Here is a 24605-nt window from a genome sequence, read left to right as displayed (position 1 = left end):
GCGGTCAGGCCCGACCTCCGATGAAGGGCGCCACCTCGATCGCCATCCCCGAGGCGGCGGCGTACTCCTTGGCCCAGCCGAGCGCCTCATCCAGATCAGGCACGTCGATGATGGTGATGCCACCGACGAATTCGCGGCCCTCGGCGTACGGGCCGTCGGTGACCACGGCATCAGGCGAGACGACGCTGGCGGCCTCCGGCTGGTGCAGACCGCCGGCGAAGACCCAACTGCCCTGATCGGTCAGGCGCTGCTGCAGGTCGGCCATCTTCGCCATGATCGGCTGCAGGACCTCCGGATCAGGGGTGCCGCCGACGGGCTGGATCATCTTGAGCAGGTACTGGGTCATGAGGTACTCCTTCGGTGTGGCCCCGGCCGGTTGCCAAGGTTTCACCCCCTACACGAACGAGTTCACCCCAGATCGACATCGGAATCCCGATCTGGGACGAAAACTTTTCGTTCAGTCCTCCTCGGCGAGCGCGGCCTGGGCCTCTTCGTTGGGCGCCACGTTGCTGAAGACGCTCTGGACGTCATCCAGGTCCTCCAACGCGTCGATGATCCGCATGGTCTTCTGGAAGATGTCGGCATCCACTTCCTGGTCATAGTCCGGGACGAACTGGACCTCGGCGGAGTCGTAGTCAAGGGATGCAGCCTGCACGGCCTTACGGACCTCGACGACGTCATTCGGGTCGCTGATCACCTCGAAGGTCTCACCGTTGTCGGCGACGTCCTCGGGACCGGCATCCAAGGTCGCCTCCAACAGGTCGTCCTCGCTGACCGCGCGCCCCTCCTGCTCCTTGGGCACCACGACGACGCCCTTGCGCTGGAAGATCCGCGACACCGAGCCGACATCGGCCATGGTGCCGCCGTTGCGGGTGACAGCCACCCGCACGTCGGAGGCGGAACGGTTGCGGTTGTCGGTCAGGCACTCGATCAGGATCGGTACGCCGCCGGGAGCCATCGCCTCGTACATCAGCGTCTCGTACGCAGCGCCGCCGCCCTCGGCACCGGAGCCACGCTTGACAGCGCGGTCGATGTTGTCATTCGGCACCGACGACTTCTTGGCCTTCTGGATCGCGTCGTAGAGCGTCGGGTTGCCGGCGGGGTCACCGCCTCCGAGCCTGGCTGCGACCTCGACGTTCTTGACCAGCTTGGCAAACAGCTTGCCGCGCTTGGCGTCGATGACAGCCTTCTTGTGTTTTGTCGTTGCCCATTTGGAGTGACCAGCCATGTTGACCGATCCTAGCGATAAGCCGGCTTGCGCCGCAGCAGCGAGGCCCGCGGCTTGGCCGGCATCCGCCACGCAGGGATCCGCGATCCCGCATGCCACTCCTGGGTGGTCCAGCCGCGATCCTGGGCAGCCAGGAAGAGGTCCAGGTCCGGGTTGACCGCGACCGGATGACCCACCGCCTCCAGCAGCGGTAGATCAACCATCGCGTCGGCGTACGCGCTGGACTCGGCCAGGTCCGCGCCGCGCTGCTGGGCGAGCTGCTGCAGCCACGCGACCCGCGACTCCCCCACCAGCGCCGGCTGGCTCAGGAAGCCGGTGGCGATGCCGTCCTCGTCGACCTCGAGCTCGGCAGCCGAGATCACGTCGAACAGTGGCGCCAGCGGCCGGGTGAGGACCGAGATCGCTCCGGTCAGCAGCACGGTGACGTGCCCGGCGTCGCGGTGTTCCTTGATCCGCTGCTCCGCCTCCGGGGCCAACCGGCCCAAGATGTGCGGGGCCATCTGCTCATCGACGTAGGCCTCCAACTCGGCCATGTCGGTGCCGGCATACCGGCGATAGACCGCCCGTAGGAAGTCACCCCGGTCGCGGCGTTCGGTGTCCAGCAGCAGCGGCAATCGCACGGTCAGGTCGGCCAGCTCGCGCATCTTGCCCAGCAGCGACAGATCCGGCAGCTTGGACCACAGATAGGTCTCGATGACATTGGTGCGCAGCACGGTGCCGTCGAGATCGAAGATCGCCAGGACCGGCGCCTGGCCCGCCGCCGGCGCGTCTGCCAGCTCCACCCAGGTGGAGGGCTTGCCGGCGTGACGACGCGCCGCGTCGCGTTCCTGGACGGGTGCACTGATCGCGGGAATGTGCACCTCCTGCATGTAATGGGCCCAGTCGAAACTCGCGGTGTCGAAACCGAAGGACTCCACATCCTCGGGATGCAGGTTGCGGTGCAGGGCCAGCATCCGGTCGTCGAGGAAGTGCAGCTCGGCGCGCAGGTATTCCCCGTACAGGTCGAGGTAGCGGCGCAGGAAGCCGAGCTGGCGCCCCTGCTTGGTCAGCTTGAGGCCCAGCCCCAGCGACTGGCGGGTGCGTGGCGCCACCCGCAGCGCGGTCAGGCCAATCTTCTGGAGCCGCTCGCCCACGTTCAGGGCTCGCTCCACCGGCGTCGCACCGGGGAACTTCCAGGTCGGCAGCTTCACGTTCGGGCGCAGCGGGTGCTCCCGGTAGTACGCCTGGACGTGGCCGTACACGCCGCGATAGGTCAGCCGATTCCGGGCCCCCGAGGCGACGTGGTAGTACTCCGGCTCGCCGATCTCCGGCGTGGTGGCGGCGACCGCGATGATCGCGTTGACCACGTGGTCACAGGGCACGATGTCGATCGCGGCATCCGGGGAAGCCGGAAACTCCGGGAGCTGCCCCTTGCCGTACGCCAGGATGATCGGCTCGGCCATCTTGAAGCCTTCGATCCAGCCCGGGAAGGGATGCTTCAGGGAGGACTCCACGATCGCGGGGCGGACCACCGAGACCCGGATGTCGGCGCCGAGTTCCTCGACGGCGCGTTCCGCCATCGCCTTGGCAAAGGTGTACGCATCGGTCCAGCCCAGCGACCGGGCGCGCTCGGTGCCGGCGGTGACGAGCTCGTCGTTGACCCACTCCTGACGCAGCCGCTCGGTCTCCGCGGCGGTGGTGAGGAAGCCGGCGCGGCGGTAGTCGCGCTGGGCGCGACGCCGCAGCTCCACCAGCACCTCGCTCGAGCGGGACCGGTCCTCGGTCGCCTCGGCCAGCTGCAGCGCAGCCTCGGTCTCGTGCTGGTAGTCGACCTCGTGCGGATGGCTGGACTCCGGGATCGGACCCCGGCGCCGCCCCGCCGTGAAGGCGGTCGAGACATGCAGGTAGTGCGGCACCTTCACCAGGTTCCCCGAGTCGTCGCTGACGGCATCGCGCATCGCTCGCATCAGGGCCTTGGTGCCGAGCACATTGGTGCGGAAGGCATGGTCGACCGGCGGGTCGAAGGAGACGTCGCCGGCGCAGTGGATCACCACGTCAAGCTCGGGGGGCAGCGCCGGCACGTCGGGCAGGTCACCGCTGAGCACCCGGACCCGGTCCCCCAGCAACGCCTCGATGGATCCAGCCGCCTGCACCACGTCGGCGAAGATCGGCTTGGCCAGCAGCTCCGCGACCCGGTCCTCGGCCGTCTGCTCCGCCTTCGGTCGCACCAACACGTGGGTCGTCGTGGTGGGCAGCTCGGTGAGGATCTTCCACAGCAGCTGCTCGCCGATGAAGCCGGTCACACCGGTCAGCACCAGGTGCTTGTCTGCCAGCAGGTCCTTGAGCCGGCCCTGCAACGGGGGCGGCGGGGGCAGCGTCGAGGGGGCTTCGCTGGCGTCGGGGGTCAGCGGACGGGAAGTCTCAGCGGTCACAGCGGAAGTCCTGACTGGTCGGAGTCCACGTCGTCGCGGTTGGCGACAGCGAGTGCTTCGGGGAGGGTGAAGTTCCCCACGTACAGCGCCGTACCGATGATCGCACCTTCAACCCCGATCGGCACCAGGCCGGCCAGCCGCCGAATGTCCTCCAGCGAGGAGATGCCGCCACTGGCGATCACCTTGGCATCGGTCCGGGCACAGACCCGCCCCAACAGCTCCAAGTTCGGTCCGGTCAACATGCCGTCGGAGGCAACGTCGGTCACCACGTACCGCTGGCAGCCGGCCTCGTTCAACGCAGCCAGAGTCTCCAGCAGGTCGCCACCCTCACGCGTCCAGCCGCGGGCGGCAAGTCGGTCACCGCGGACGTCCAGCCCGATCGCGATCTGCTCGCCGTGGGAGCCGATGATCTCGGCACACCACTGCGGCGACTCCAGAGCCGCGGTGCCGATGTTGACCCGGGCGCAGCCGGTGGCCAGCGCCCGATCCAGGGTGGCGTCGTCACGGATGCCGCCGGACAGTTCCAGCTTCACCCGGCCACGCAACTGCTCGGCCAACGCGGCGATCAGGTCAGCATTGTCCCCGTCACCGAAGGCCGCATTGAGATCAACCATGTGAATCCACTCAGCGCCTGCATCGATCCAGCGCTGGGCGGCCTGGAGCGGATCACCGAAGGTCTTCTCGGTCCCGGCCACGCCCTGGACCAGCTGGACAGCCTGGCCGTCCTTGATGTCGACGGCGGGCAGCAGAGTCAAGTTTTCCACCCGCGCGACCCTACCGGACCGGGACGCTTGACAGCGGTCCCCACCACCGGTCGGGCGCTCAGGCGGAGCCGGGCTCGGCGCTGCGCCGAACGAAGTCCTTGGCCGACTCGTCGGTGCCGGCGACGTACCAGGCATCGGGGACCTGTTGGATCTCGATGTCCACCCCGGATCCGGTCAGCACCAGCGGCAGCGTGTGGACCACGGTCGAGGGAAACGTCAGCAGCGTGCCGGCGACCGGGTCACGGCGGGCCCAGATCTCGATCGGCAACGCTTTGTGGACCACCTCCACGCCCAGGCGTGCGATGCGGGCGAGCTTCGCGGTGCTCTCCTTGCGATGGGGGAAGTAGCGGCGTACGTCACGCTCCCGCACCAGCTTGGCCAACCCGATCAGGAACTTGTCCTCATCGATCACGCCGGTCTCCACCAGCGAGGTGCCCAGCAGGTCAACACCGGGCAGAATCGTGGGCTCCGGGTAGGTCTCCCGCACCCAGGCGTAGTCGTTGGGCTCGATGCCGCTGCCGTCCAGTTGCAGGGCGGTGAACAGCGTCACATCGGCCTCTCGGAGCCGGGACAGCGCGCGGGCGGCGAGCGTACGCCGCACCGCCCCGGGCTTGTTGCGTTGGTGCCACCGCACCAGCTCGCCACCGCTGGCGACGACCTCCATGTAGCGCAGCGTGGCCGTGCCGTCATCCACCACGACCAAGTCGTGATGGACCGGGAACTGGCCGACCAGGAACTGGATGATGCCCGAGAACGGGTCACCGATCACCAAGGTGTCGCTGCGCCGCAGGTGCCGCAGCACCCGGGGCAGGATGATCGCACGGTTCGGGCCACGGACCTCCGCCCAGGTGACCCGGATCTGGTCCGGCAGTTCCTCGATCACGCTGCGCAACTGGAGTCGCGTGCGTTCGGCCCGCGGAGCGAGGATGACCGCATGCAGATCGGCCTCGTCCTGGTGCCGCCACCACCATTCGGTGGCGTTCAGGAGTTGGGTGGGGCTTTCGGTCAGGGCGAGTGCCTGGCCTCTGGTCACCCAGCGTCACCGCCGACGCGGCGCAGCTTCTTCATGGCCTTCTTCTCCTCGTCGTAGACCTTCTTGACGCCGTCACCCAGCGCGGCCTCGACGGTACGGATGTCGCGCACCAGTCGCTCCAGTCCACCGGGCTCGACCGAGGCGGCCTGGTCCGAACCCCACATCGCCCGGTCCAGGGTGATGTGACGCTCGATGAAGCGGGCGCCCAGCGCCACGGCTGCGACGGTGGTCTGCAGGCCGGTCTCGTGGCCGGAGTAGCCAATCGGAACCTCGGGGAACTCGCGCTGCAGGGTGTGGATCATGCGCAGGTTGAGCTGCTCCGCCGGCGCCGGGTAGGTGGACGTGGCGTGGCACATCACCAGGTTGTCGGTGCCCACCACCTCGACGGCGTGAGCGATCTGCTCGGGGGTCGACATTCCGGTGGAGAGGATGACCGTACGCCCGGTGCTGCGCAGCTTGGTCAGCAGTTCGTCGTCGGTCAGCGAGGCGGAGGCGACCTTGTGGGCCGGGACGTCGAATTCCTCCAGGAAGTCGACCGAGGGTACGTCCCACGGGGAGGCGAACCATTCGATGCCCAGCTTCTGGCAACGCTCGGTGATCGCCGCGTACTCCTCCTGGCCGAACTCGACGCGGTGGCGGTAGTCGATGTACTTCATGCTGCCCCACGGGGTCTCACGCATGACATCCCACTGGTCGCGAGGCACACAGATCTCGTTGGTGCGCTTCTGGAACTTGACCGCGTCACAGCCGGCTTCGGCGGCGACATCGATCAGTCGCAGCGCATAGTCGAGCTCTCCGTTGTGGTTGATGCCGATCTCGGCGGTGATGAAAGCGGGGTGGCCCGGGCCGACGATGCGGCTCCCGATCCTGCGCTCGCCGGCGCCTGCACCCGGCAGGTCATTCACGGGGGAATCAGACATGACACTTCCTTCAGCACTCGGAATGCCGGCAGCCACCGGCGTTGTTGAGGCTAGCACCGGGATTCACAGATCCGCCCGGCAACGTGCCGTGTCGCCGATCAGGCCGTGGGGCGCGGTCGGTTGGCACGACGCCACAGCAACCAGGTGGCGCCGAGCACCAGACCCGACACGACGGCCACACCGGTCACCACACCCCCGGGCGAAAGAATGAAGCCCAGGGCGCGCACGCTCAGTGGCGGCTCGTACGCCGGTGCCGGGGTGGGCTGCCCGAACCAGTGTTCCAGCGCGGCGGTGACACTCCCCGGTCCGCCGCTTCCGGGCGGCAGAGCGCACCAAGTCGCCGAATAGCGGCCGTTCTCGCCGGACGCCCACAGCCGCATCTCGGTGCCACGCGGGATGGCGCCGAGCCCGCAGGCCGTGGTCTGGGAGGAGGTCGCGAGCTGGATCCGGCCGGTCTGTTCGCCCTTCCAGATCTCCCGCACCTCGACCTCGTAGACCTCCTTGTAGTCATCCATGCCGATCTGCTGGTGCACCGTCACCTCGGCGATCAGGTCAGCATTCTCGATGCTCTCGTCCAGGGTCATCGGCATGCAGCTGCAGGCGTACGCAGGGCTGGCCCGCAGCACCGGGACGGCCAGCACCCCCACCATCACGGCCAGAGCGACGACACGAAACATCCGGGCGGTACGGGTCAGCATGCTTCTCCTCAGGGTCGACCTGCTCCAGTATGTCCAGCCCTTGGTTCGTCGGCGTGCTCCCGGCTGTGGTCGTGATGGTCCCGTTACAGTGATCCGGTGACCTCCACCCGTCCGCAGCTGTCGGTGATCGTGCCCTGTCACCGGCTCGCCGGGGAGCCCGCTCGTGGCATGTTCTGGACCATGATCGGTTCGTTGGGTCGGGCCTGCCCGGCCGGCAGCCAGATCATCTTGGTCGACGACGGTTCCGGTGACGGCACGGATGCGCTGCTGGCCGAGGTCAAGCTGCCCGGGCTGGACGTCGAGGTGCTGCCGCTGCCCCACAACCGCGGTCTGGCCGGCGCCCGCAATGCCGGACTGGACCACGCCACCGGCACCTGGCTCTCCTTCGTCGACGCAGACGACTGGGTGGCACGCGACCATTGGACGAGCCTGGTCGACTACGCGCAGCGACTGGACGTGGCCATGCTGCGCTCCGACCACGTCCAGGTGTCGGGCCGGGACCGCAGCATCGTGCGGATGACCGGCACCGCCCGGGGCCGGGTTGGCTGCCCGCGCGAGGACATCCTGCCGGCGGCCCGCGCCACCGGTGTCGACCTGCCCTGGGCCTGGGCCGGCCTGTATCACCGCCGGCTCCTGGAAGCCGGGCTGTTGCACTTCGACGAGGGACTGCGAACGGCCGAGGACCGGCCGTGGATCTGGCGGCTCTACCTGGGTGCCGACAGCTATTCGGTGCCGCCCCAGCTGGGTCATTTCTATCGCCGGGACCTGAGCGGGTCGCTGTCGCGCACGGGCGACGAGCGGCAACTCGACACTGTCCCGGCGTTGCGCACGCTGGTCCAGGTCGCCGCCGCGGACCGGCAGGCCGATCGCTGGGGGCTGAAGGCCACCCGCACGGTGCTCTCCCAGCTCGGCCATCACTGGCAGCACCGCGGTCGACTGGCGCCGGGACTGGCCACCCGGCTGCGTCACGACGCCCGCCACCTGGTCGGTGAACTGGACCAGGGGCTGGTGCGGCAGGCGTACGCCGGATTGGCAGACCACCGGCGCCACCAGGTCCGTGGCCTGTTGGGAGGACAGCCATGACGCGTGCCCATCCCACCCCGCAGGCCCATCCCGACCCGCAGGTCACGGTGATTGTGCCGTTGCACAATTCCAGCGTCCACCTGCCCGGTCTGCTGGGCTGTCTGGAGCGCAATGATCCGGCCCGGCTCCACGTGCGGTTCGTCGACGACCGCAGCACCGACGACCCGGCTGCGGCGCTGGCCCCGGCACTGGACCGGCACCCACACTGGTCGCTGCAACAGTTGTCCGGTCCACACGCCAGTGCCGGCGCGGCGCGCAATCTGGCCAGCGAGGACCTGCGCACCGACTGGGTCACCTACCTGGACGCCGATGACTGGCTGCGGCCCGGCTACTTGCCGGCGCTCGTCAGCGAAGCCGGCCGGCTCGAGGTGGATCTGCTGCGCACCGACCATGTCGTGGCCGAGGGCCGCCGCCGCACACTGCGGCGGGTGCCGAGCCGTCACCGCGGCGGCCGGGTCGGCTCCCCCCGCGATGCGATCCTGCCCGCCGACCAGCCCACGATCGTCGACCACCCGTATGCGTGGGCCGGGATCTATCACCGCAGGCTCGCCGAGGCCGGGCTGCTGCGGTTTGATCCAGCGTTACGAACCGCCGAAGACCGGCCCTGGATCTGGCGGCTGCTGCTGGCGACCGAGCGGTACGCGGTGGCCCAGCAGGTCGGCTATCTCTATCGCCGCGACCTGCCGCAGTCGCTGTCGCGGGTCGCCGACGAACGACAACTCGACTTCTTCGCTGCGCAACGAGCGATCGCGGAGCTGTTGAGGACTGATCCCGATGGCGACCGGTTCTGGCCCAAGGCCCGACGCCGTAGCCTGGAGTTGTTGTTGCGGCAGTGGTCGCTGCGGCACCGGTTCACCGCCGAACTCCGAGCCCGGTTTGAAGCCGCGGCCAGCGACTGGCTGACAGACCTGGCCGGTCTCGAGGAAGGCCTCGCCACCATGACCGCCGAACGCGCCGCCACCGTACGCCGGATCCGCGACCAGCACAGGAGTGCCGCATGACCACGCAGATCATCTGCCTCAGCCGGGCCTTCCAAGTCGCCATCGCCGCGACGGCGATCCGGACCGGGCAATTGGGAGATCCCGAGCGGCGGATCTGGCTGCTCGCCGACACCACCGAAGCCCCGGAGGCTGCCGCCCCGCTGGCGCAGGCACCCGGTGTCGCCGAGCTCACCGCCGGTGATGAGGTGCTGAGCTGGAACGAGCTGATCTGGCCGCTGCACCCCTCGGACTGGGAGCCACGCCCGGAGGACCTACCGCTGTGGGAGCGGCACCTCAGCCGGGAGCTGGGCCTGTCGGGTCCGGTGGAGCTGGTGCTGGAATCGATCCAGGTGCCGCCGGCGCGCTCGGTGGCTGCGATCGTGGCGCAGGCCTCCATCACGGTGCTCGGCGAGGGCCTGATGAGCTACGGTCCGACCCGGGTGCGACTGCCCGGCGAGGTGGGGCTGCGGATCGATCGGCTGCTGCATCTGGACCTGGTGCCCGAGGTCACCCCGCAGTTGCTGCGGGAGTTCGACGTGCCCGCCGAAATCATCCCGGCAGCCGAGCTGCTGCCCACCCTGGATCTGCTACCGGCCGCTCCCCCGGCGCCCACCGACCGACCAGCCGCGCTGTTGCTGGGCCAATTCTTGTCCCAGCTCGGCATCCTTTCGGTCGCCGACGAGACCGAGTTGCACGTGGCGATGGTGGAATCCGCCCGGGCGGCGGGCCACGACGTGGTCATCCTCAAGCCGCATCCCGCCGCACCCGCCGGCTTCACCGATGCGGTGCTGGATCGGGCACAGCGGCTCGGCGTCACGGCCCACGTGGCGCCGGCACAGGTGCTGGCGGAACGGCTCTACGGGGCGTGGCCGATCACCGAGGTGTTCGGCTGTTTCTCCACCGGACTGTTCACCGCCCGGGCCTGTTTCGGGCTACCGGCGCGCAGCGTCGGTGCCGCCCAGTTGGCTGCCGGCTTGAAGCCGTACGCCAACTCCAACCGGGTGCCGGTGGTGCTCACCGACCTGCTGTTGGGCGCCGAGCACGGTGTCGACCGCGACCCGCAGGCGGTGCTGGAAGTGTTGGCGTACACGATGCAGCCGGGGCTGCGGCCCGAGTTCCACGACCATGCCGCGGCCTATCTGGCGCAGTTCGGCGACCGGGACCGGGCGTGGTTTCCGGTCGGCCGGCTCGGCGAGTTGGGGCTGCCCGGCGGCCGCCGTAGCCTCGCCGCCCGAGCCAAGCCGCTGCTGCGGCGCACCGCGCGAGACCTGTACGCCCTGGAACGCCGCGTCGAGGAACGGCTGCGCGGCGCGGTCCAGGACTGAAGCAGCTCAGGCCGTCTCGGCGACCCAGCGCCGCAGCACTTCGATCCCGACCGGCCCCGACTTCTCGGGGTGGAACTGGGTCGTGGTGAAGCTGCCGTCGCGGACCGCCGAGACGAACCGGTGGCCCTGATGCCCGGTCCAGGCGACGTCAGCGCCCGCCGGCACACCCTCGGCGGTCAGCGCCGCATAGGAGTGCACGAAGTAGACCCGCGCGTCCCCGACCGCCTCGGCCCACCAGGAATCCGGCTCGCTCAGCAGCGTGTTCCAACCCATGTGCGGCAGTCGCGGCGACTCCAACTGCGCCACCTCACCGCCCCAGACACCGACGCCGGGTGCACGAAGGCCGTGTTCCAGTCCGGCCCCGAACATCACCTGGTGGCCGACACAGATCCCCAGCGTCGCGCCGCCGAGGGCGTACCGGAGCCGGATCATCTCCGCACCCCCGACTGCCTCCAGCTGTTCCATGCAGGCCGCGTAGGCGCCGACGCCCGGCACCACGACCGCCCGTGCCTCGGCCGCCACCCGGGCGTCGCTGGTCTGCACGACCTCGGCTCCGGCCAATGCCAGCGCCTTGGCGGCGGAGTGGACGTTGCCCGAGCCGTAGTCGAACAGCACCACCTGCGGCCTGCGGTTCAGCACTTCGGATCCACTCGCCTCGGTCACAGGGCGCCCTTGGTGGAGGGGATCCCCACCACCCGCGGGTCGGGCTCCACTGCGGTCCGCAGGGCGCGGGCCACGGCCTTGTACTGGGCCTCGGCGATGTGGTGCGGATCCCGGCCCGCGATCAGCTCAAGGTGCAGGCAGATGCCGGCGTGGAAGGCGATCGACTCCATCACGTGTGTGGTCATCGACCCGGCGTAGGGCACCCCGGAGCCGCCGATCAGCACGTGGGCGTATCCCTCGGGCTCACCGGAGATCACGCTGTAGGGCCGGCCGGACACATCCACCACGGCGCGGGCCAGCGCCTCGTCGAGCGGCACCAACGCGTCACCGAAGCGGCGGATGCCACGCTTGTCGCCCAGCGCGGTCCGCAGGGCCTGACCCAGCGTGATGGCAGTGTCCTCGACGCTGTGGTGGCCGTCGATGTGGACATCACCCTCGGTGCGCACGTCGAGATCGATCAGCGAATGCCGCGACAGCGCCGTGAGCATGTGGTCGAAGAAACCGACCCCGGTGTCAATCGTGCTCTCGCCGGTGCCGTCCAGGTCGAGGCTGACGTGGACCTCCGACTCGGAAGTGCGGCGCTCCAGACTGGCGGTGCGGTGGGTGCTCATGAGTCCTCCAGGAGGGGTTGCCAAACAGGTTGGGTCTCAAGCATGGCGTCGCGGAACGCGGCCATCTCCTCGGGCGTACCAGCGCTGACCCGCAACCAGCCGGCCGGTCCGGTCTCGCGGATCAGCACCCCGCGGTCCAGCAGTCCCTGCCACACCTGGTGCCGGTCCGAGAAGCGACCGAAGAGCACGAAATTGGCGTCGCTGTCGGCCACCTGCAGCCCCTGCTGGGACAACCAGGCCACCAGCGCGTCACGCTCGTGTCGCAGGTCGTCGACGCGCGCCAACATCTCCTCGGCGTGGATCAGCGCCACTCGCGCCACCGCCTGGCTGGTCGCGGACAGGTGGTAGGGCAGCCGGATGATCCGGCAGGCATCCACGACCGCCGCCGCCGCGGCGAGATAACCGAGACGGCCACCGGCCAGCGCGAACGCCTTCGACAGGGTCCGGGTCACGACCAGCTTCGGTTGCTCGGACAGCAGGCGTACGCAGGACTCCCGCGGCTGCCCCGCGAACTCCTGGTAGGCCTCGTCCACGACCACGATGCCGGGTGCCGCCGCACAGACCGCGGCCACCACCTCAGCCGGCGTCGACGTCCCGGTCGGGTTGTTGGGCGAGGTGATGAGCACCACATCGGGCTGGTGCTCCTCGACCGCCGCCACCGCAGCCTCGACCGACAACGTGAAGTCGTCGGCCCGCGGCGCGGTCACCAATGTGGTGTGGGTGTTGCGCGCGTACTCGGGATACATCGAGTAGGTCGGGGTGAAGGTCAGCAGGGTACGCCCGGGGCCACCGAAGGTCTGCAGCAGCTGCGTCATCACCTCGTTGGAGCCGTTCGCCGGCCACACCTGGGCACCGGTCAGCGCGGTGCCGTGCCGGTTGTTGAGGTAGGCCGCCAAGTCCTCCCGCAGGGCCTGGGCCTCACGGTCGGGATAGCGGTTGATGGTGGTGGCGAGTTCGGTCACGGCCCGCCCCATCGCTTCGGCGACGGCGGCGCTCGGCGGATAAGGGTTCTCGTTGACGTTGAGCGCCACCGGGACGTCCAGCTGGGGCGCACCGTAGGGCTCCTCCCCCACCAGTTCTGGCCGCAACGGCAGGTCCGCCAGGCTGATCTCGCTCACGCCTGGCCCTCCGGTTGGTCAGTCGCATCGGCGCCGTCCCCGGCAAACCGGATCCTGACCGCGGCACCGTGGCCGGGCAGGTTCTCCGCCGCAGCCATGGTCTGGATGGCATCCAACAGTTCGGCCAGGGCTGCCCGGTCGTAGCGCACGACGTGGACCCGTCGGCAGAAGCTGGTGACGTCCAGTCCCGATGAGTGCCGGGCAGCACCGCCCGTGGGCAACACGTGGGTGGAGCCGGCGGCGTAGTCGCCCAGTGACACTGGCGAGTGCGGACCGACGAAGATCGCACCGGCATTGCGTACCTCTTGGGCGACCACGTCGGCGTCCCGGGTGTGGATCTCGAGGTGTTCGGCGGCGTACGCGTCGACGACATCCAGACCCTGGAGCAGGTCACGCACCAGCACGATGGCTGACTGTTTTCCGCCCAGGGCGGTCAGGATCCGCTCCCGGTGCGGGGCGTCGGCCACCTGCCGTTCCAGCTCGGCCTCGACACCGCGGGCGAGTTCCTCGGAATCGGTGACGAGCACGGATCCGGCCAGCGGGTCGTGCTCGGCCTGCGAGATCAGGTCGGCCGCGACCCAGGCCGGATTGGCGCTGTCGTCGGCGAGGATGCCGATCTCGGTCGGGCCGGCCTCGGAATCGATGCCGATCCGGCCGCGCAGCAGCCGCTTGGCCGCCACGACGTAGATGTTGCCGGGTCCGGTGACCAGATCGACCTTGGGGCAGACGTCCGGCACCCCGTACGCGTACATCGCCACCGCCTGGGCGCCGCCGACGGCGTACACCTCATCAACCCCGAGCAGGCCGCAGACGGCCAACACCGTCGGGTGCGGCCAGCCGCCGAACTCCTTCTGCGGCGGGGAGGCCACGGCAATCTCCTCGACGCCGGCGGCCTGGGCCGGCACCACGTTCATCAGCACGGAGGAGGCCAGCGGAGCCAGTCCGCCGGGCACGTACAGACCGACTCGCTCCACCGGCACGATTCGGTGCTCGACCAGTGCCCCGTCGGCCAGTCCAACCTGGACCGGGGAGAGGTCGGCTTCGGCGCGAGCCACCGCTCGGCGTCGCCGGATCGCCTCGGTCAGCGCCGAGGCGAGCTCGGGCTCAAGGCTGTCGAGAGCTTCGTCGATGACCTCGGCCGGCACCCGGAAGCTGGGCGGAACGACCCCGTCGAAGCGCTCGCTGAACTCTCGCAGCGCCGCCTCGCCATGATGGGCGACCTGCTCGCACACCGGCCGCACCACATCGAGCGCCGCATCGACGTCGACATCGGCGCGGGGCACGACCTGGCCGTAGTCGGCCAGTTCTTCCGCACGCAGGTCAAGGGTTCTGATCATGCCGCGAGTCTATCGGCGGCACATGGGGGGCTGCTGGCGATTCTTGACCGCTGGGCAGCGGCGACTCCGGGGCGCTCGCCGGCGAAGCTGACTCGGGGCGGGTCGGCGATCGGGGTGAGGTCGCGTTGCTGGCCCGCAACACCCTGCCGTCCTGGTCGGCCTGCTCGTCCGTGTCCCCCGTGCTGAGGCGCCGGGACCCCGGATCCTCCGGATCGGGCATCAGGGCCGAGGCGAGCAGGATCACCAGCATCGCGCCGGTGGGCCACACCGCCAGGGCCGAGTACGCCGACAGCTCCAGGTCGATCGGGACCTGGTCACCCGGGGCGGCCTCCGCGAGCCGGGTGGCGAAGTCGGGCGGATCCAACAACGTGCCCATGGCCCAGCAGATCAGGGCCGCCGCGGTCGCGCTGGCGAAACCGATCAGTGCCACCGGCCAGCCGAGCCGGTGGAACCAGCGCCACGCCACCAGCCCCAGGCCGATCCCGGTCAGCAGACCAATCGCGGCAAACCAGGCATCGGCGCCGAACTGCGCAGCCAGACCACGTTCGGTCGTCCAGGCCGAATAGTCGGTGGAAACGGTGTAGCTGGGCAACGGCGAGACCAGTCGCCACGTCAGCCCGCCGAGTGCACCGACGAAGAGGACCAGGGAGGCAAACACCCCACCCCACTGCAGTCGGGACCGCCGCCCCCGGGTCAGCTGCTCAGGCATGAGGGTCCCAACAGTGCCTTCAGGTCCGCCATCAGCGGCATCGACGGGGTCACCCGCAACCCCTGGTCCAACCGCCACAGCGTGGTCTGGCTGGAGCTGATCAGCCGCAACCGCACCTCGGTGGCCCCGGGATGGTTGGTCAACACCTGCCGCAACTCCTGGACCACCGGCGGCGTACAGCGACTGGCCGGCAGCGAGATCACCACGGGGCCGGTCGGGCCCTCGTTGACGTCGGGCAGTGTCAGTTCGTTGGCCTGCAGTTCACGGGAGTCGTCCCGCTCCCGGACCCGGCCCTTGATGCGCACGATGATGTCGTTGGCGAGTGCCGTGGAGGCCAACTGGTAGACCTTCGGAAAGAGCATGACCTCCACCGAGGCATCCAGGTCCTCGACAGTGATGATGGCCCAGAAGTCGCCGTTCTTGGTCTGCTTGCGCTGCACCTGGGTGATCATCCCGGCGATGGTCACGGTCGAGCCGTCACGGGGACCGTCCTCCCCCACCAACGCCGCGATGGAGACGTCCCGTGCCGACTCGAGCACGTGCTCCAACCCAAACAGTGGATGGTCGGAGACATAGAGGCCGAGCATCTCGCGTTCGAAGGCAAGCTTGGTGCGCTTGTCCCACTCCGGGGTGTCCGGCACCGGGGTGGGTTCCAGCCCGCCCGGGCCTTCGCCGAAGTCGGCGCCGAAGAGGTCGTCCTGGCCGTTGGCGGCGTTGCGCTTGAGGTCGATGACGGCATCGACCTTTTCCTCGAAGACCTCCATCAGGCCGTGCCGGGTGTGGCCCATCGAGTCGAAACCACCGGCCTTGATGAGCGATTCGATCATCCGCTTGTTGCACACCTGCAACGGCACCTGGTCGAGGAAGGCATTGAAGTCGGCGGCGGGGCCAGACTCCTCCCGCGCTGCCACGATGCCCTCCACCACCGCGGCGCCGACATTGCGGATGGCGCCGAGCCCGAATCGGATCTCGTCGCCGACCGGGGTGAACAAGCCGACCGACTCGTTCACGTCCGGCGGCAACACCTTGATGCGCATCCGGCGGCACTCGGACAGGTAGACCGCCATCTTGTCCTTCTCGTCCTTGACCGACTGCAGCGCCGCAGCCATGTACTCGGCCGGATAGTTCGCCTTGAGATAGGCGGTCCAGTAGGACACCAGGCCGTACGCCGCTGAGTGGGCCTTGTTGAAGGCGTAGCTGGAGAAGGGAATCAGGATCTCCCACAGCGTGCTGATCGACGCCGAGGAATAGCCCGAGGCCTTCATGCCTGCTTCGAAGGTGACGAACTCGGCCTCCAGCACTTCCTTCTTCTTCTTGCCCATCGCGCGCCGCAGCTGGTCGGCCGCGCCCAGGCTGTATCCGGCCAGCTGGCGCGCGATCTGCATCACCTGCTCCTGATAGATGATCAGGCCATAGGTGTCGCCCAAGATCGGTTCCAGCGCTTCGGCCAGCTCCGGGTGCGGATATTCGACGGCTTGCTGTCCGTTCTTGCGCAGGGCGTATTTGGTGTGCGAGTCCGCACCCATCGGACCGGGTCGGTAGAGCGCGCCGAGGGCGGAGATGTCCTCGAAGTTGTCCGGCTTCATCAGCTTCAGCAATTGCCGATAGCCGGTGGAGTCGAACTGGAACACGCCCAGCGTCTCGCCGCGGGCCAGCAGGTCATAGGTCTTCGTGTCGGTGGGGTCCTTGCTGAGCTCGTCAAGGTCCAGCTCGATGTCGCGGTTGAGCTTCACATTGGCGATGGCGTCCGAGAGGATCGTGAGGTTGCGCAGCCCCAGGAAGTCCATCTTGACCAGACCCAGGTTTTCGCAGGTCGGGTAGTCGAACTGGGTGATGATGGCGCCGTCGCTCTCGCGCTTCATCACCGGGATGATGTCCAGGAGCGGATCGGAGGACATGATCACGCCGGCCGCGTGGACGCCCCAGTTGCGCCGCAGCCCTTCGATGCCGCGGGCCGTGTCGATGACCTGGGCGACCTCGGGCTGTTCGGCGTACATGCCGCGCACCTCGACGCCTTCGTGGTAGCGCTCGTGCTTCTCGTGGAACAGGTCACTGAGGCTGACGCCCTTGCCCTGCACGTCCGGCGGCATCGCCTTGGTGATCTGCTCGCCCAGCGCATAGGGCTTGCCGAGCACCCGGGAGGAGTCCTTGACGGCGGCCTTGGCCTTGATCGTGCCGTAGGTCACGATCTGGCAGACCCGGTCGTCGCCGTACTTCTCGGTGACGTACTTGATCACCTCACCGCGGCGCCGGTCATCGAAGTCGACGTCGAAGTCGGGCATCGACTGCCGCTCCGGGTTGAGGAAGCGCTCAAAGATCAGCCCGTGCACGTGGGGGTCGAGGTCGGTGATGCGCATCGCGTACGCGCACATCGAACCGGCACCTGAGCCACGTCCCGGGCCCACCTTGATGCCATTGCCCTTGGCCCACTTGATGAAGTCGGACACCACCAGGAAGTAGCCCGGGTAGCCCTTTCCGACGATCACGTCGATCTCGTAGTCGGCCTGCTTGCGGGCGTAGTCGGGGATGCCACCCGGGTAGCGCTCGTGCAGGCCGCGCTCAACCTCCTTGACGAACCAGGAGGTCTCGTCCTCGCCTGCCGGCACCGGGAAGTTCGGCATGTACCGACCCTCGCCCTCGGTGAACTCGACCTGGCAGCGCTCGGCGATGGCCAGGGTGTTGTCGCAGGCCTCGGGCAGGTCCTTGAAGAGGTGTCGCATCTCCTCGGCGGACTTCAGGTAGTAGCCCGATCCGTCGAACTTGAACCGGCCCGGGGTGTCCTTGTTGGAGCCCGAGGAGACGCACAGCAGGGTGTCCTGGGCCTCAGCGTCGTGCTCGTGCACGTAGTGGAGGTCGTTGGTGGCCACCAGCGGCAGGTTGAGGTCCTTGGCCAGCCGCAGCAGGTCCTGCCGGACCCGATTCTCGATGCTGAGGCCGTGGTCCATCAGTTCCACGTAGAAGTTGCCGGCGCCGAAGATGTCGCGAAACTCCGCCGCCGACGCCCGTGCGTTCTCGTACTGCCCCAGCCGCAGGTAGGTCTGCACCTCACCCGAGGGGCAACCAGTGGTGGCGATCAGGCCGCCGGCGTACTCGTTGAGCAGCTCCCGGTCGGCGCGCGGCTTGTAGAAGAAGCCCTCCATCGACGCCCGCGACCCGAGCCGGAAGAGGTTGTGCATGCCGGCGGTGCTCTCGGCCCACATTGTCATGTGGGTGTACGCCCCGCTGGCCGAGACGTCGTCGCCGGAGCCGTCACCGAAACGGACCCGCTTGCGCTCGCTGCGATGCGTCTTGGGCGTGAGGTAGGCCTCCAGCCCGATGATCGGCTTCACCGAGGTGGCCTTCGCAGCGCGATAGAACTCGTAGGCGCCGAACAGGAAGCCGTGGTCGGTCATGGCAATCGCCGGCATCTGCTGTTGCTCGGCCGCGGCGAACAGGTCCTTGATCCGCGCCGCGCCGTCCAACATGGAGAAGTCGGTGTGTACGTGCAGATGGACGAACTGGTCACTCACGTCGCGTCATTCCTCACAGGTTCAAGCACTGGCCAACAGACCCACCGACCTCACCCGGCAGCGTCGTCACAGACTAGCCGAGGCCCCCGACAGTTCTGCCCGTCGAAGCCAACCACACGCCGGCAACGGGATGGGGGCAGGACGCGCTGGTGCGCGCCCTGCCCCGTCCGACATCGATGCGGCCTCAGGCCAACAACTGCCGATCCTGCGGCGAGATCGGCCGCGGCAACCGGCTGCGCTCCTCACGCAGGAAGGCGTCCACGCCGTTGGCGGCCGAGCGGCCTTCCGCGATCGCCCACACGATCAGGGACTGACCCCGACCGGCGTCACCGCAGGCGAACACGCCGGGCACGTTGGTGGCGTACGCCTGGTCCCGGACCACATTGCCTCGCTCGTCGGTCTCCAGCTCGAGCTCGTCGATCGGGCCGTGCGTCTGGGGTCCCGTGAAGCCCATCGCGAGCAGCACCAACTGGGCCGGGATCTCCCGTTCCGTGCCGGGCACCGGTTGGAACCGGCCCTCGCTGAAGGCCACCTCGCTGAGCCGGAGCACGGACACCTGCCCCTGCTCATCGGCGACAAACTCCGAGGTCGAGGAGGCGTACACCCGTTCCCCGCCCTCCTCGTGCGCCGAAGCCACCCGCAGGATCATCGGATAGGTCGGCCACGGCTGGTGCTCGGGCCGATCAGCCGGAGGCTGCGGCATGATCTCCAGCTGGGTGACCGACCGGGCACCCTGACGCAGCGCGGTGCCCAGGCAGTCGGCGCCGGTGTCGCCGCCACCGATGATGACCACGTCCTTGCCGGCAGCGGTGATCTGATCGGGCACCTGCTCCCCCAGCGCGACCCGGTTGGCCTGCGGCAGGTAGTCCATCGCCTGGTGGATGCCGCCATGTTCCCGGCCACTGACCGGCAGGTCCCGGGCCTGGGTCGCCCCGATGGCCACCACGATCGCGTCGAACTGCTCCCGCAGCTCAGCCATGCTGATGTCGCGGCCGACTTCGACGCCGCAGCGGAAGACGGTGCCTTCCTGGGTCATCTGGCGGATCCGTCGGTCCAGGACCGCCTTTTCCATCTTGAACTCCGGGATGCCGTAGCGCAGCAGTCCGCCGGGCTTGTCGGCCCGTTCGTAGACGACCACGGTGTGGCCGGCGCGAGTGAGCTGCTGAGCGGCCGCCAGTCCCGCCGGACCGGATCCGATCACCGCCACGGTGTGACCGGTGTGCCATTCCGGCGATACGGGAGTGATGCGGCGGTCCGCCCAGCCCCGATCGGCGATCGACACCTCCACGCTCTTGATGGTGACCGGCGGAATCGAGATGCCGACCACACAGGCCGTCTCACAGGGCGCCGGGCACAGCCGGCCGGTGAACTCGGGAAAGTTGTTGGTGGCGTGCAGCCGGTCCAGAGCAACGTCCCACTGGTCCTTGGAGACCAGGTCGTTCCATTCCGGGATCAGGTTGCCCAGCGGGCAGCCGTTGTGACAGAACGGAATGCCGCAGTCCATGCAGCGTGATGCTTGGGTCTGGATGATCGGCAACAGCGCCTTGCCCGGACCGCCTGGATAGACCTCTTTCCAGTCCTGCAACCGTTCCTCGACGGGACGGCGGGTTGCCTCCTGGCGGTCGTGCTTGAGAAATCCGCGCGGATCAGCCATGTGCTGCCTCCATCATGAGTCGGGTGGTCGCATCGGTGTCCAGACCGTTGGTTTCGGCCTGGCGGCGGGCATTCATCACTCGGGCCCAGTCCCTGGGGACCAAGGCGGAGAACCGGGCAGCCACCTCGGCGGCGCGGTCGAACTGGGCCAGCAGTGCTGCCGCAACGCTGGAGTCGGTGTGGCTGAGGTGCTGCTCCAGCAGCGTACGAATCCGCTCCAGTTCGGCTTCGTCGACCGGTCGCAGATCGGCCAGGTCGGTCACGATCTGGGCCGGGTCGGCATCAAGCAGGTACGCGATGCCACCGGACATGCCGGCACCGAAGTTGCGTCCGGTCGGGCCCAGGATCAACACCTCTCCGCCGGTCATGTACTCGCAGCCGTGATCCCCGACGCCCTCCACGACCGCCTGCGCGCCGGAGTTGCGTACGCAGAACCGTTCGCCGACCTGACCGCGAAGGAAGAGCTGGCCGGCGGTGGCGCCGTAGCCGATCACGTTGCCCGCGATGATCTGCTGCTCGGCCTCGAATCGGGACTCCGGCGCTGGCCGGACCACGATCCGACCGCCCGACAGCCCCTTGCCGACGTAGTCGTTGGAGTCACCGACGAGCCGCAGCGTGATGCCGCGGGGCAGGAAGGCACCGAAGCTCTGCCCGCCGGTGCCGGTCAGGGTCAGGTCGATGGTGCCGTCCGGCAGCCCGGGGCCGCCGCTGGCCATGGTGACGTGGTGTCCCAGCAGGGTGCCGACGCTGCGATGGATGTTGCGCACGCTGCTCTGGTAGGTCACCGCCAGGCCGTCCGTGAGCGCGGGTTCGCAGGCGCGAATGAGTTCTTGGTCCAGGGCCTGGTCCAGGCCGTGATCCTGTTCGGTGGTGCGCACCAGCGGCGCGGCCACCTCGGGGACGTGCAGCAGCGGTGCCAGGTCCAGCCCCTGAGCCTTCCAGTGCTCCACTGCCTCGTTGATCTGCAACACCTCTGCGTGACCGATCGCCTCCTGCAGACTGCGGAAGCCCAGCTCGGCGAGCAGCTCGCGTACCTCCTCGGCGATGAACTCGAAGAAGTTCACGACAAACTCGGCCTTGCCGCTGAAGCGTTCCCGTAGCTCCGGATTCTGGGTGGCGACGCCGACCGGGCACGTGTCCAAGTGACACACCCTCATCATCACGCAGCCCGACACGATCAGCGGCGCAGTGGCGAAGCCGTACTCCTCTGCCCCGAGCAGGGCACCGATGATGACATCGCGACCGGTCTTGAGCTGGCCGTCGACCTGCACCACGATTCGGTCCCGCAGACCGTTCAGCCGCAGCGTCTGCTGCGCCTCGGCCAGCCCGACCTCCCAGGGACCGCCGGCATGCTTCAGCGAGGTCAGCGGCGCCGCGCCGGTGCCACCGTCGTGGCCGGAGATCAGCACCACATCTGCCTTGGCCTTACTCACCCCGGCCGCCACAGTGCCGACCCCGGCCTCCGACACCAGCTTGACGTGGACCCGAGCCGTTGGATTGGCGTTCTTCAGGTCGTGGATCAGCTGCTTGAGGTCCTCGATGGAGTAGATGTCGTGGTGTGGTGGTGGCGAGATCAATCCCACCCCGGGCGTGGAATGCCGGGTCCTGGCCACCCACGGATAGACCTTCGGGCCGGGCAGCTGACCGCCCTCACCGGGCTTGGCGCCCTGAGCCATCTTGATCTGCAGGTCATCGGCATTGCTGAGGTATTCCGAGGTGACGCCGAAGCGGCCGCTGGCGACCTGCTTGATGGAGCTGCGCAGCTCGGGGTCGTGGAGACGCTCCGGGTCCTCACCGCCCTCACCGGTGTTGGACTTGCCGCCCAGCCGGTTCATGGCGATCGCCAGGGTCTGGTGCGCCTCGGCCGAGATGGAGCCATAGCTCATGGCGCCGGTGGAGAATCGCTTGACGATCTCCCTGACGGGCTCCACCTCCGCCAGCGGGACGCTGGGTCGGTCGCTGGCGAAGGCGAACAGGCCACGCAGCGTACTGAGCTGCTTGGCGTGCGCGTTGACCCGTTCGGTGTATTTCTTGAAGATGTCGTAACGCCCGGTCCGGGTGGCGTGCTGCAGCCGGAAGACGGTCTCCGGGTCGAACAGGTGGGTGGGTCCCTCCCGACGCCACTGGTATTCACCGCCGACCTGCAACTCTCGCTTCACCGGCACGCCGTCGCTGGGGTACGCCTCGGCGTGCCGGGCCGCGACGTCGGCGGCGATCTCCGCCAGCCCAATCCCCTCGATCCGCGAGGCGGTGCCGGCGAAATAGGCCTCGACGAGCTCACTGGACAGGCCGACGGCCTCGAAGATCTGGGCACCGGTGTAGGACTGCAGGGTCGAGACGCCCATCTTGCTCATCACCTTCAGTACGCCCTTGCCCAAGCCGTACCGGAGGTTCTGCACCGCCCGCTCCCGGCCGACGGTGACGTACTGCTCGCGCAGCGACATGTCCTCGGCGGACTCGAACATCAGGTAGGGGTTCACCGCGGCCGCGCCGTAGCCGAGCAGCAGCGCGACGTGGTGCACCTCGCGTACGTCACCGGCCTCGACGATCAGTCCGACCTTGGTGCGGGTCTTGCGCTGCACCAGGTGCTGATGCAGCGCGGCCGTCAGCAGCAACGAGGGCACCGGCGCCTCGTCAGCATTGGAATGCCGATCCGACAACACCAACACCGACACACCGCGGTCGATGGCGTCGTCGGCCTCGGCAGCAAGCTCGGCCAGCGCGCTGCGAAGCCCGTCGGCTCCCTCACTGACCCGATAGCGGCCGCGCAGCACGTGGCTGGCCGGTACGCCGTCCTGGTGCAGGTGCACCAACTTGGCCAGCTGATCGGAGTCCAGGATCGGATGCTCGATGAGGATCTGACGACAGGACTCAGCCGTCGGCGCCAGCAGGTTGGACTCGGGGCCGAGCCGGTTGGTCAGCGATGTGACCAGATCCTCCCGGATGGCGTCCAGCGGCGGGTTGGTGACCTGGGCAAACAGCTGGGTGAAGTAGTCGAACAGCAGCCGTGGCCGGTCGCTGATCGCCGCGATCGGGGTGTCCGAGCCCATCGATCCGATCGCTTCGGCTCCGGTGTTGGCCATCGGCGCGATCAGCAGCCGCAGCTCCTCCTCGGTGTAGCCGAAGACCTGCTGGCGGCGCGTCACCGAGGCATGGGAGTGGATGGTGTGCTGCCGGGTCGGCAGGTCGTTGATGCTGACGCTGCCCTCCGCGAGCCACTCCCCGTAGGGATGCTCGGCGGCCAGTTCGTCCTTGATCTCCTCGTCATTGACCAGCCGGTGCTGCTCCAGGTCCACCAGGAACATCCGACCCGGCTGCAGCCGGCCCTTGCGGGTGATGGTGGCCGGATCCAGGTCGAGGACGCCGGCCTCGGACGCAAAGACGACCAGCCCGTCCTCACACACCCAGTAGCGGCCCGGCCGCAAGCCGTTGCGGTCCAGGGTGGCGCCGATCAGGCTGCCGTCGGTGAAGGTGACCGCCGCAGGCCCGTCCCAAGCCTCCATCAGGGCGGCGTGGTAGGCGTAGAAGTCGCGCCGCTTCTGGTCCATGGTGGCGTGGTTCTGCCACGCCTCCGGAATCATCATCAGCACCGCGTGGGGCAGGCTGCGCCCACCCAGGTGCAGCAACTCCAGCACCTCGTCGAAGGAGGAGGAGTCGGAGGCGCCGGGCGTACAGATCGGAAACAGTCGCTCCAGGTCACCGGGGATCAGGTCGCTGGCCAGCAGGATCTCGCGGGCGCGCATCCAGTTCCGGTTGCCTCGCACCGTGTTGATCTCGCCGTTGTGCGCCATCAGCCGCAGCGGCTGTGCCAGCTCCCAGCTCGGGAAGGTGTTGGTGGAAAAGCGGGAATGCACCAACGCCAACGCGCTGGCCATCCGTTCGTCGGCCAACTCCGGGAAGAGTTCGCCGAGTTGATCGGTGGTGAGCATGCCCTTGTAGACCAGGGTGCGGCTGGACAGCGAGGCGAAGTAGACGCCTGCTTCGCGCTGGGCCAGCCGCCGCAAACAGAAAAGCCTCCGCTCGAGCACCATGTCGGTGGCGCCGTCGGAGGCCTGGACGATCAACTGTTCGAATCGCGGCATACTTCGCAGGGAAACCGGACTCAGCGACGCCGAGTTGGTCTCCAGGACTCGCCAACCAAGGACCTCCAGCCCTTCGCGACGCGCCAACCACGCCAGCTGGGCGCGAGCATCAGCGGCCAGCGTCTCGTCGACGGGCAGGAAGGCAAGACCGACGCCGTAGCCGCCCGGAGCGGGCAGCTCGACGTCGCTGACGGCACGCAGGAAGGCGTCGGGCAGTTGAATCAGAATGCCGGCGCCGTCGCCGGCAGCCGCATCGGCACCGGTGGCACCACGGTGATCGAGATTGCGCAGCGCCTGCAGGCCCTTCGCGACGATCTCGTGTGAGGGCTCCCCACTCAGTTGGGCCACGAACGCGACACCGCAGGCGTCATGTTCGAATGCAGGGTCATACAAGCCTTGGGCAGCTGGGCCACCACCTTGAGGGGTCCACTCAACCATCGCGATCTCCGCTCTGCAGGAGGCCGACGGGACTTCCGTGCGG

The 24605-nt window shown here is 68.4% G+C and carries 18 protein-coding genes; 3 read left to right on the top strand and 15 right to left on the bottom strand.

Annotated elements, in window-relative coordinates:
* Positions 1-4 precede the first annotated feature (4 nt).
* The 7 genes from CGZ91_RS05970 to CGZ91_RS05940 all read right to left on the bottom strand — a co-directional run bounded on the left by CGZ91_RS05970 (position 5) and on the right by CGZ91_RS05940 (position 7054).
* The gene (locus CGZ91_RS05970; RefSeq protein ID WP_094451115.1) at positions 5-346 is read right to left on the bottom strand and encodes a YciI family protein; all 342 of its coding nucleotides are present in this window, start codon (positions 344-346) and stop codon (positions 5-7) included.
* A gap of 111 nt (positions 347-457) precedes the next feature.
* A complete protein-coding gene (locus CGZ91_RS05965) occupies positions 458-1228 on the bottom strand; it encodes a YebC/PmpR family DNA-binding transcriptional regulator (RefSeq protein WP_094453408.1) in 771 nt (256 codons plus the stop codon).
* An 11-nt stretch (positions 1229-1239) separates the two neighbouring features.
* Positions 1240-3639 carry an HAD-IB family hydrolase gene (locus tag CGZ91_RS05960; protein WP_229116456.1) on the bottom strand — a complete coding sequence of 800 codons (2400 nt, stop codon included), beginning with the start codon at positions 3637-3639 and terminating at the stop codon, positions 1240-1242.
* Positions 3636-4403: a bifunctional 1-(5-phosphoribosyl)-5-((5-phosphoribosylamino)methylideneamino)imidazole-4-carboxamide isomerase/phosphoribosylanthranilate isomerase PriA gene (gene priA / locus CGZ91_RS05955; RefSeq protein WP_229116093.1), complete on the bottom strand. Its 768-nt coding sequence runs from the start codon at positions 4401-4403 to the stop codon at positions 3636-3638. The genes CGZ91_RS05960 and priA overlap by 4 nt, the downstream gene beginning before the upstream one ends.
* Positions 4404-4461: 58 nt before the next feature.
* Entirely contained in the window at positions 4462-5436 is a 975-nt protein-coding gene (locus CGZ91_RS05950) for a hypothetical protein (protein WP_094451118.1), read from the bottom strand.
* On the bottom strand, positions 5433-6356 hold the full coding sequence (locus CGZ91_RS05945; protein ID WP_094453406.1) for an N-acetylneuraminate synthase family protein: 924 nt from the start codon (positions 6354-6356) through the stop codon (positions 5433-5435). The genes CGZ91_RS05950 and CGZ91_RS05945 overlap by 4 nt, the downstream gene beginning before the upstream one ends.
* A gap of 98 nt (positions 6357-6454) precedes the next feature.
* The gene (locus tag CGZ91_RS05940; protein WP_094453404.1) at positions 6455-7054 is read right to left on the bottom strand and encodes a hypothetical protein; all 600 of its coding nucleotides are present in this window, start codon (positions 7052-7054) and stop codon (positions 6455-6457) included.
* A 96-nt stretch (positions 7055-7150) separates the two neighbouring features.
* Here CGZ91_RS05940 and CGZ91_RS05935 point away from each other — a divergent pair, with 96 nt between their 5' ends.
* The 3 genes from CGZ91_RS05935 to CGZ91_RS05925 are packed head-to-tail and all read left to right on the top strand — an operon-like array spanning position 7151 to position 10442.
* Positions 7151-8137, top strand: coding sequence for a glycosyltransferase family 2 protein (locus tag CGZ91_RS05935; protein WP_094453402.1), 987 nt, complete (start codon positions 7151-7153; stop codon positions 8135-8137).
* Complete coding sequence (locus CGZ91_RS05930) at positions 8134-9138, top strand: glycosyltransferase family 2 protein (RefSeq protein WP_094453400.1); 1005 nt, start codon at positions 8134-8136, stop codon at positions 9136-9138. Before CGZ91_RS05935 ends, CGZ91_RS05930 begins: the two co-directional genes overlap by 4 nt.
* Entirely contained in the window at positions 9135-10442 is a 1308-nt protein-coding gene (locus CGZ91_RS05925) for a polysialyltransferase family glycosyltransferase (RefSeq protein ID WP_094453398.1), read from the top strand. Before CGZ91_RS05930 ends, CGZ91_RS05925 begins: the two co-directional genes overlap by 4 nt.
* 6 nt (positions 10443-10448) lie before the next feature.
* On the opposite strand, the gene hisH is transcribed toward CGZ91_RS05925, so the two are convergent.
* The 8 genes from hisH to gltB all read right to left on the bottom strand — a co-directional run bounded on the left by hisH (position 10449) and on the right by gltB (position 24562).
* The gene (gene hisH / locus CGZ91_RS05920; protein ID WP_407670839.1) at positions 10449-11081 is read right to left on the bottom strand and encodes an imidazole glycerol phosphate synthase subunit HisH; all 633 of its coding nucleotides are present in this window, start codon (positions 11079-11081) and stop codon (positions 10449-10451) included.
* Positions 11082-11101: 20 nt separating this feature from the next.
* Positions 11102-11716, bottom strand: coding sequence for an imidazoleglycerol-phosphate dehydratase HisB (hisB, locus tag CGZ91_RS05915; protein ID WP_094453396.1), 615 nt, complete (start codon positions 11714-11716; stop codon positions 11102-11104).
* Entirely contained in the window at positions 11713-12834 is a 1122-nt protein-coding gene (locus tag CGZ91_RS05910; RefSeq protein ID WP_094453394.1) for a histidinol-phosphate transaminase, read from the bottom strand. Before CGZ91_RS05910 ends, hisB begins: the two co-directional genes overlap by 4 nt.
* The gene (gene hisD, locus CGZ91_RS05905) at positions 12831-14171 is read right to left on the bottom strand and encodes a histidinol dehydrogenase (RefSeq protein ID WP_094453392.1); all 1341 of its coding nucleotides are present in this window, start codon (positions 14169-14171) and stop codon (positions 12831-12833) included. The genes CGZ91_RS05910 and hisD overlap by 4 nt, the downstream gene beginning before the upstream one ends.
* The gene (locus tag CGZ91_RS05900; protein ID WP_094451127.1) at positions 14155-14880 is read right to left on the bottom strand and encodes a hypothetical protein; all 726 of its coding nucleotides are present in this window, start codon (positions 14878-14880) and stop codon (positions 14155-14157) included. The genes hisD and CGZ91_RS05900 overlap by 17 nt, the downstream gene beginning before the upstream one ends.
* Positions 14865-18389 carry a DNA polymerase III subunit alpha gene (dnaE, locus tag CGZ91_RS05895; RefSeq protein WP_094453390.1) on the bottom strand — a complete coding sequence of 1175 codons (3525 nt, stop codon included), beginning with the start codon at positions 18387-18389 and terminating at the stop codon, positions 14865-14867. Before dnaE ends, CGZ91_RS05900 begins: the two co-directional genes overlap by 16 nt.
* A 184-nt stretch (positions 18390-18573) precedes the next feature.
* A complete protein-coding gene (locus CGZ91_RS05890; protein ID WP_094453388.1) occupies positions 18574-20043 on the bottom strand; it encodes a glutamate synthase subunit beta in 1470 nt (489 codons plus the stop codon).
* Positions 20036-24562, bottom strand: coding sequence for a glutamate synthase large subunit (gltB, locus tag CGZ91_RS05885; protein ID WP_094453386.1), 4527 nt, complete (start codon positions 24560-24562; stop codon positions 20036-20038). Before gltB ends, CGZ91_RS05890 begins: the two co-directional genes overlap by 8 nt.
* Between the last annotated feature and the right edge of the window lie 43 nt (positions 24563-24605).

The sequence above is a fragment of the Parenemella sanctibonifatiensis genome (genome assembly GCF_002250565.1).
In the GTDB taxonomy this organism is placed as follows: domain Bacteria; phylum Actinomycetota; class Actinomycetes; order Propionibacteriales; family Propionibacteriaceae; genus Parenemella; species Parenemella sanctibonifatiensis.
Note: the sequence above shows the minus strand (reverse complement) of the source record. Positions and strands in the feature narration are given on the sequence as shown.

Bases quoted from the DNA above. Each gene is read 5' to 3' on its own strand.
- CGZ91_RS05930 (WP_094453400.1), top strand. From the start codon at position 8,134: ATGACGCGTGCCCATCCCACCCCGCAGGCCCATCCCGACCCGCAGGTC.
- CGZ91_RS05965 (WP_094453408.1), bottom strand. From the start codon at position 1,228: ATGGCTGGTCACTCCAAATGGGCAACGACAAAACACAAGAAGGCTGTC.
- CGZ91_RS05940 (WP_094453404.1), bottom strand. From the start codon at position 7,054: ATGCTGACCCGTACCGCCCGGATGTTTCGTGTCGTCGCTCTGGCCGTG.
- CGZ91_RS05945 (WP_094453406.1), bottom strand. From the start codon at position 6,356: ATGTCTGATTCCCCCGTGAATGACCTGCCGGGTGCAGGCGCCGGCGAG.
- CGZ91_RS05970 (WP_094451115.1), bottom strand. From the start codon at position 346: ATGACCCAGTACCTGCTCAAGATGATCCAGCCCGTCGGCGGCACCCCT.
- CGZ91_RS05890 (WP_094453388.1), bottom strand. From the start codon at position 20,043: ATGGCTGATCCGCGCGGATTTCTCAAGCACGACCGCCAGGAGGCAACC.
- hisD (WP_094453392.1), bottom strand. From the start codon at position 14,171: ATGATCAGAACCCTTGACCTGCGTGCGGAAGAACTGGCCGACTACGGC.
- CGZ91_RS05900 (WP_094451127.1), bottom strand. From the start codon at position 14,880: ATGCCTGAGCAGCTGACCCGGGGGCGGCGGTCCCGACTGCAGTGGGGT.
- hisB (WP_094453396.1), bottom strand. From the start codon at position 11,716: ATGAGCACCCACCGCACCGCCAGTCTGGAGCGCCGCACTTCCGAGTCG.
- gltB (WP_094453386.1), bottom strand. From the start codon at position 24,562: ATGGTTGAGTGGACCCCTCAAGGTGGTGGCCCAGCTGCCCAAGGCTTG.
- CGZ91_RS05925 (WP_094453398.1), top strand. From the start codon at position 9,135: ATGACCACGCAGATCATCTGCCTCAGCCGGGCCTTCCAAGTCGCCATC.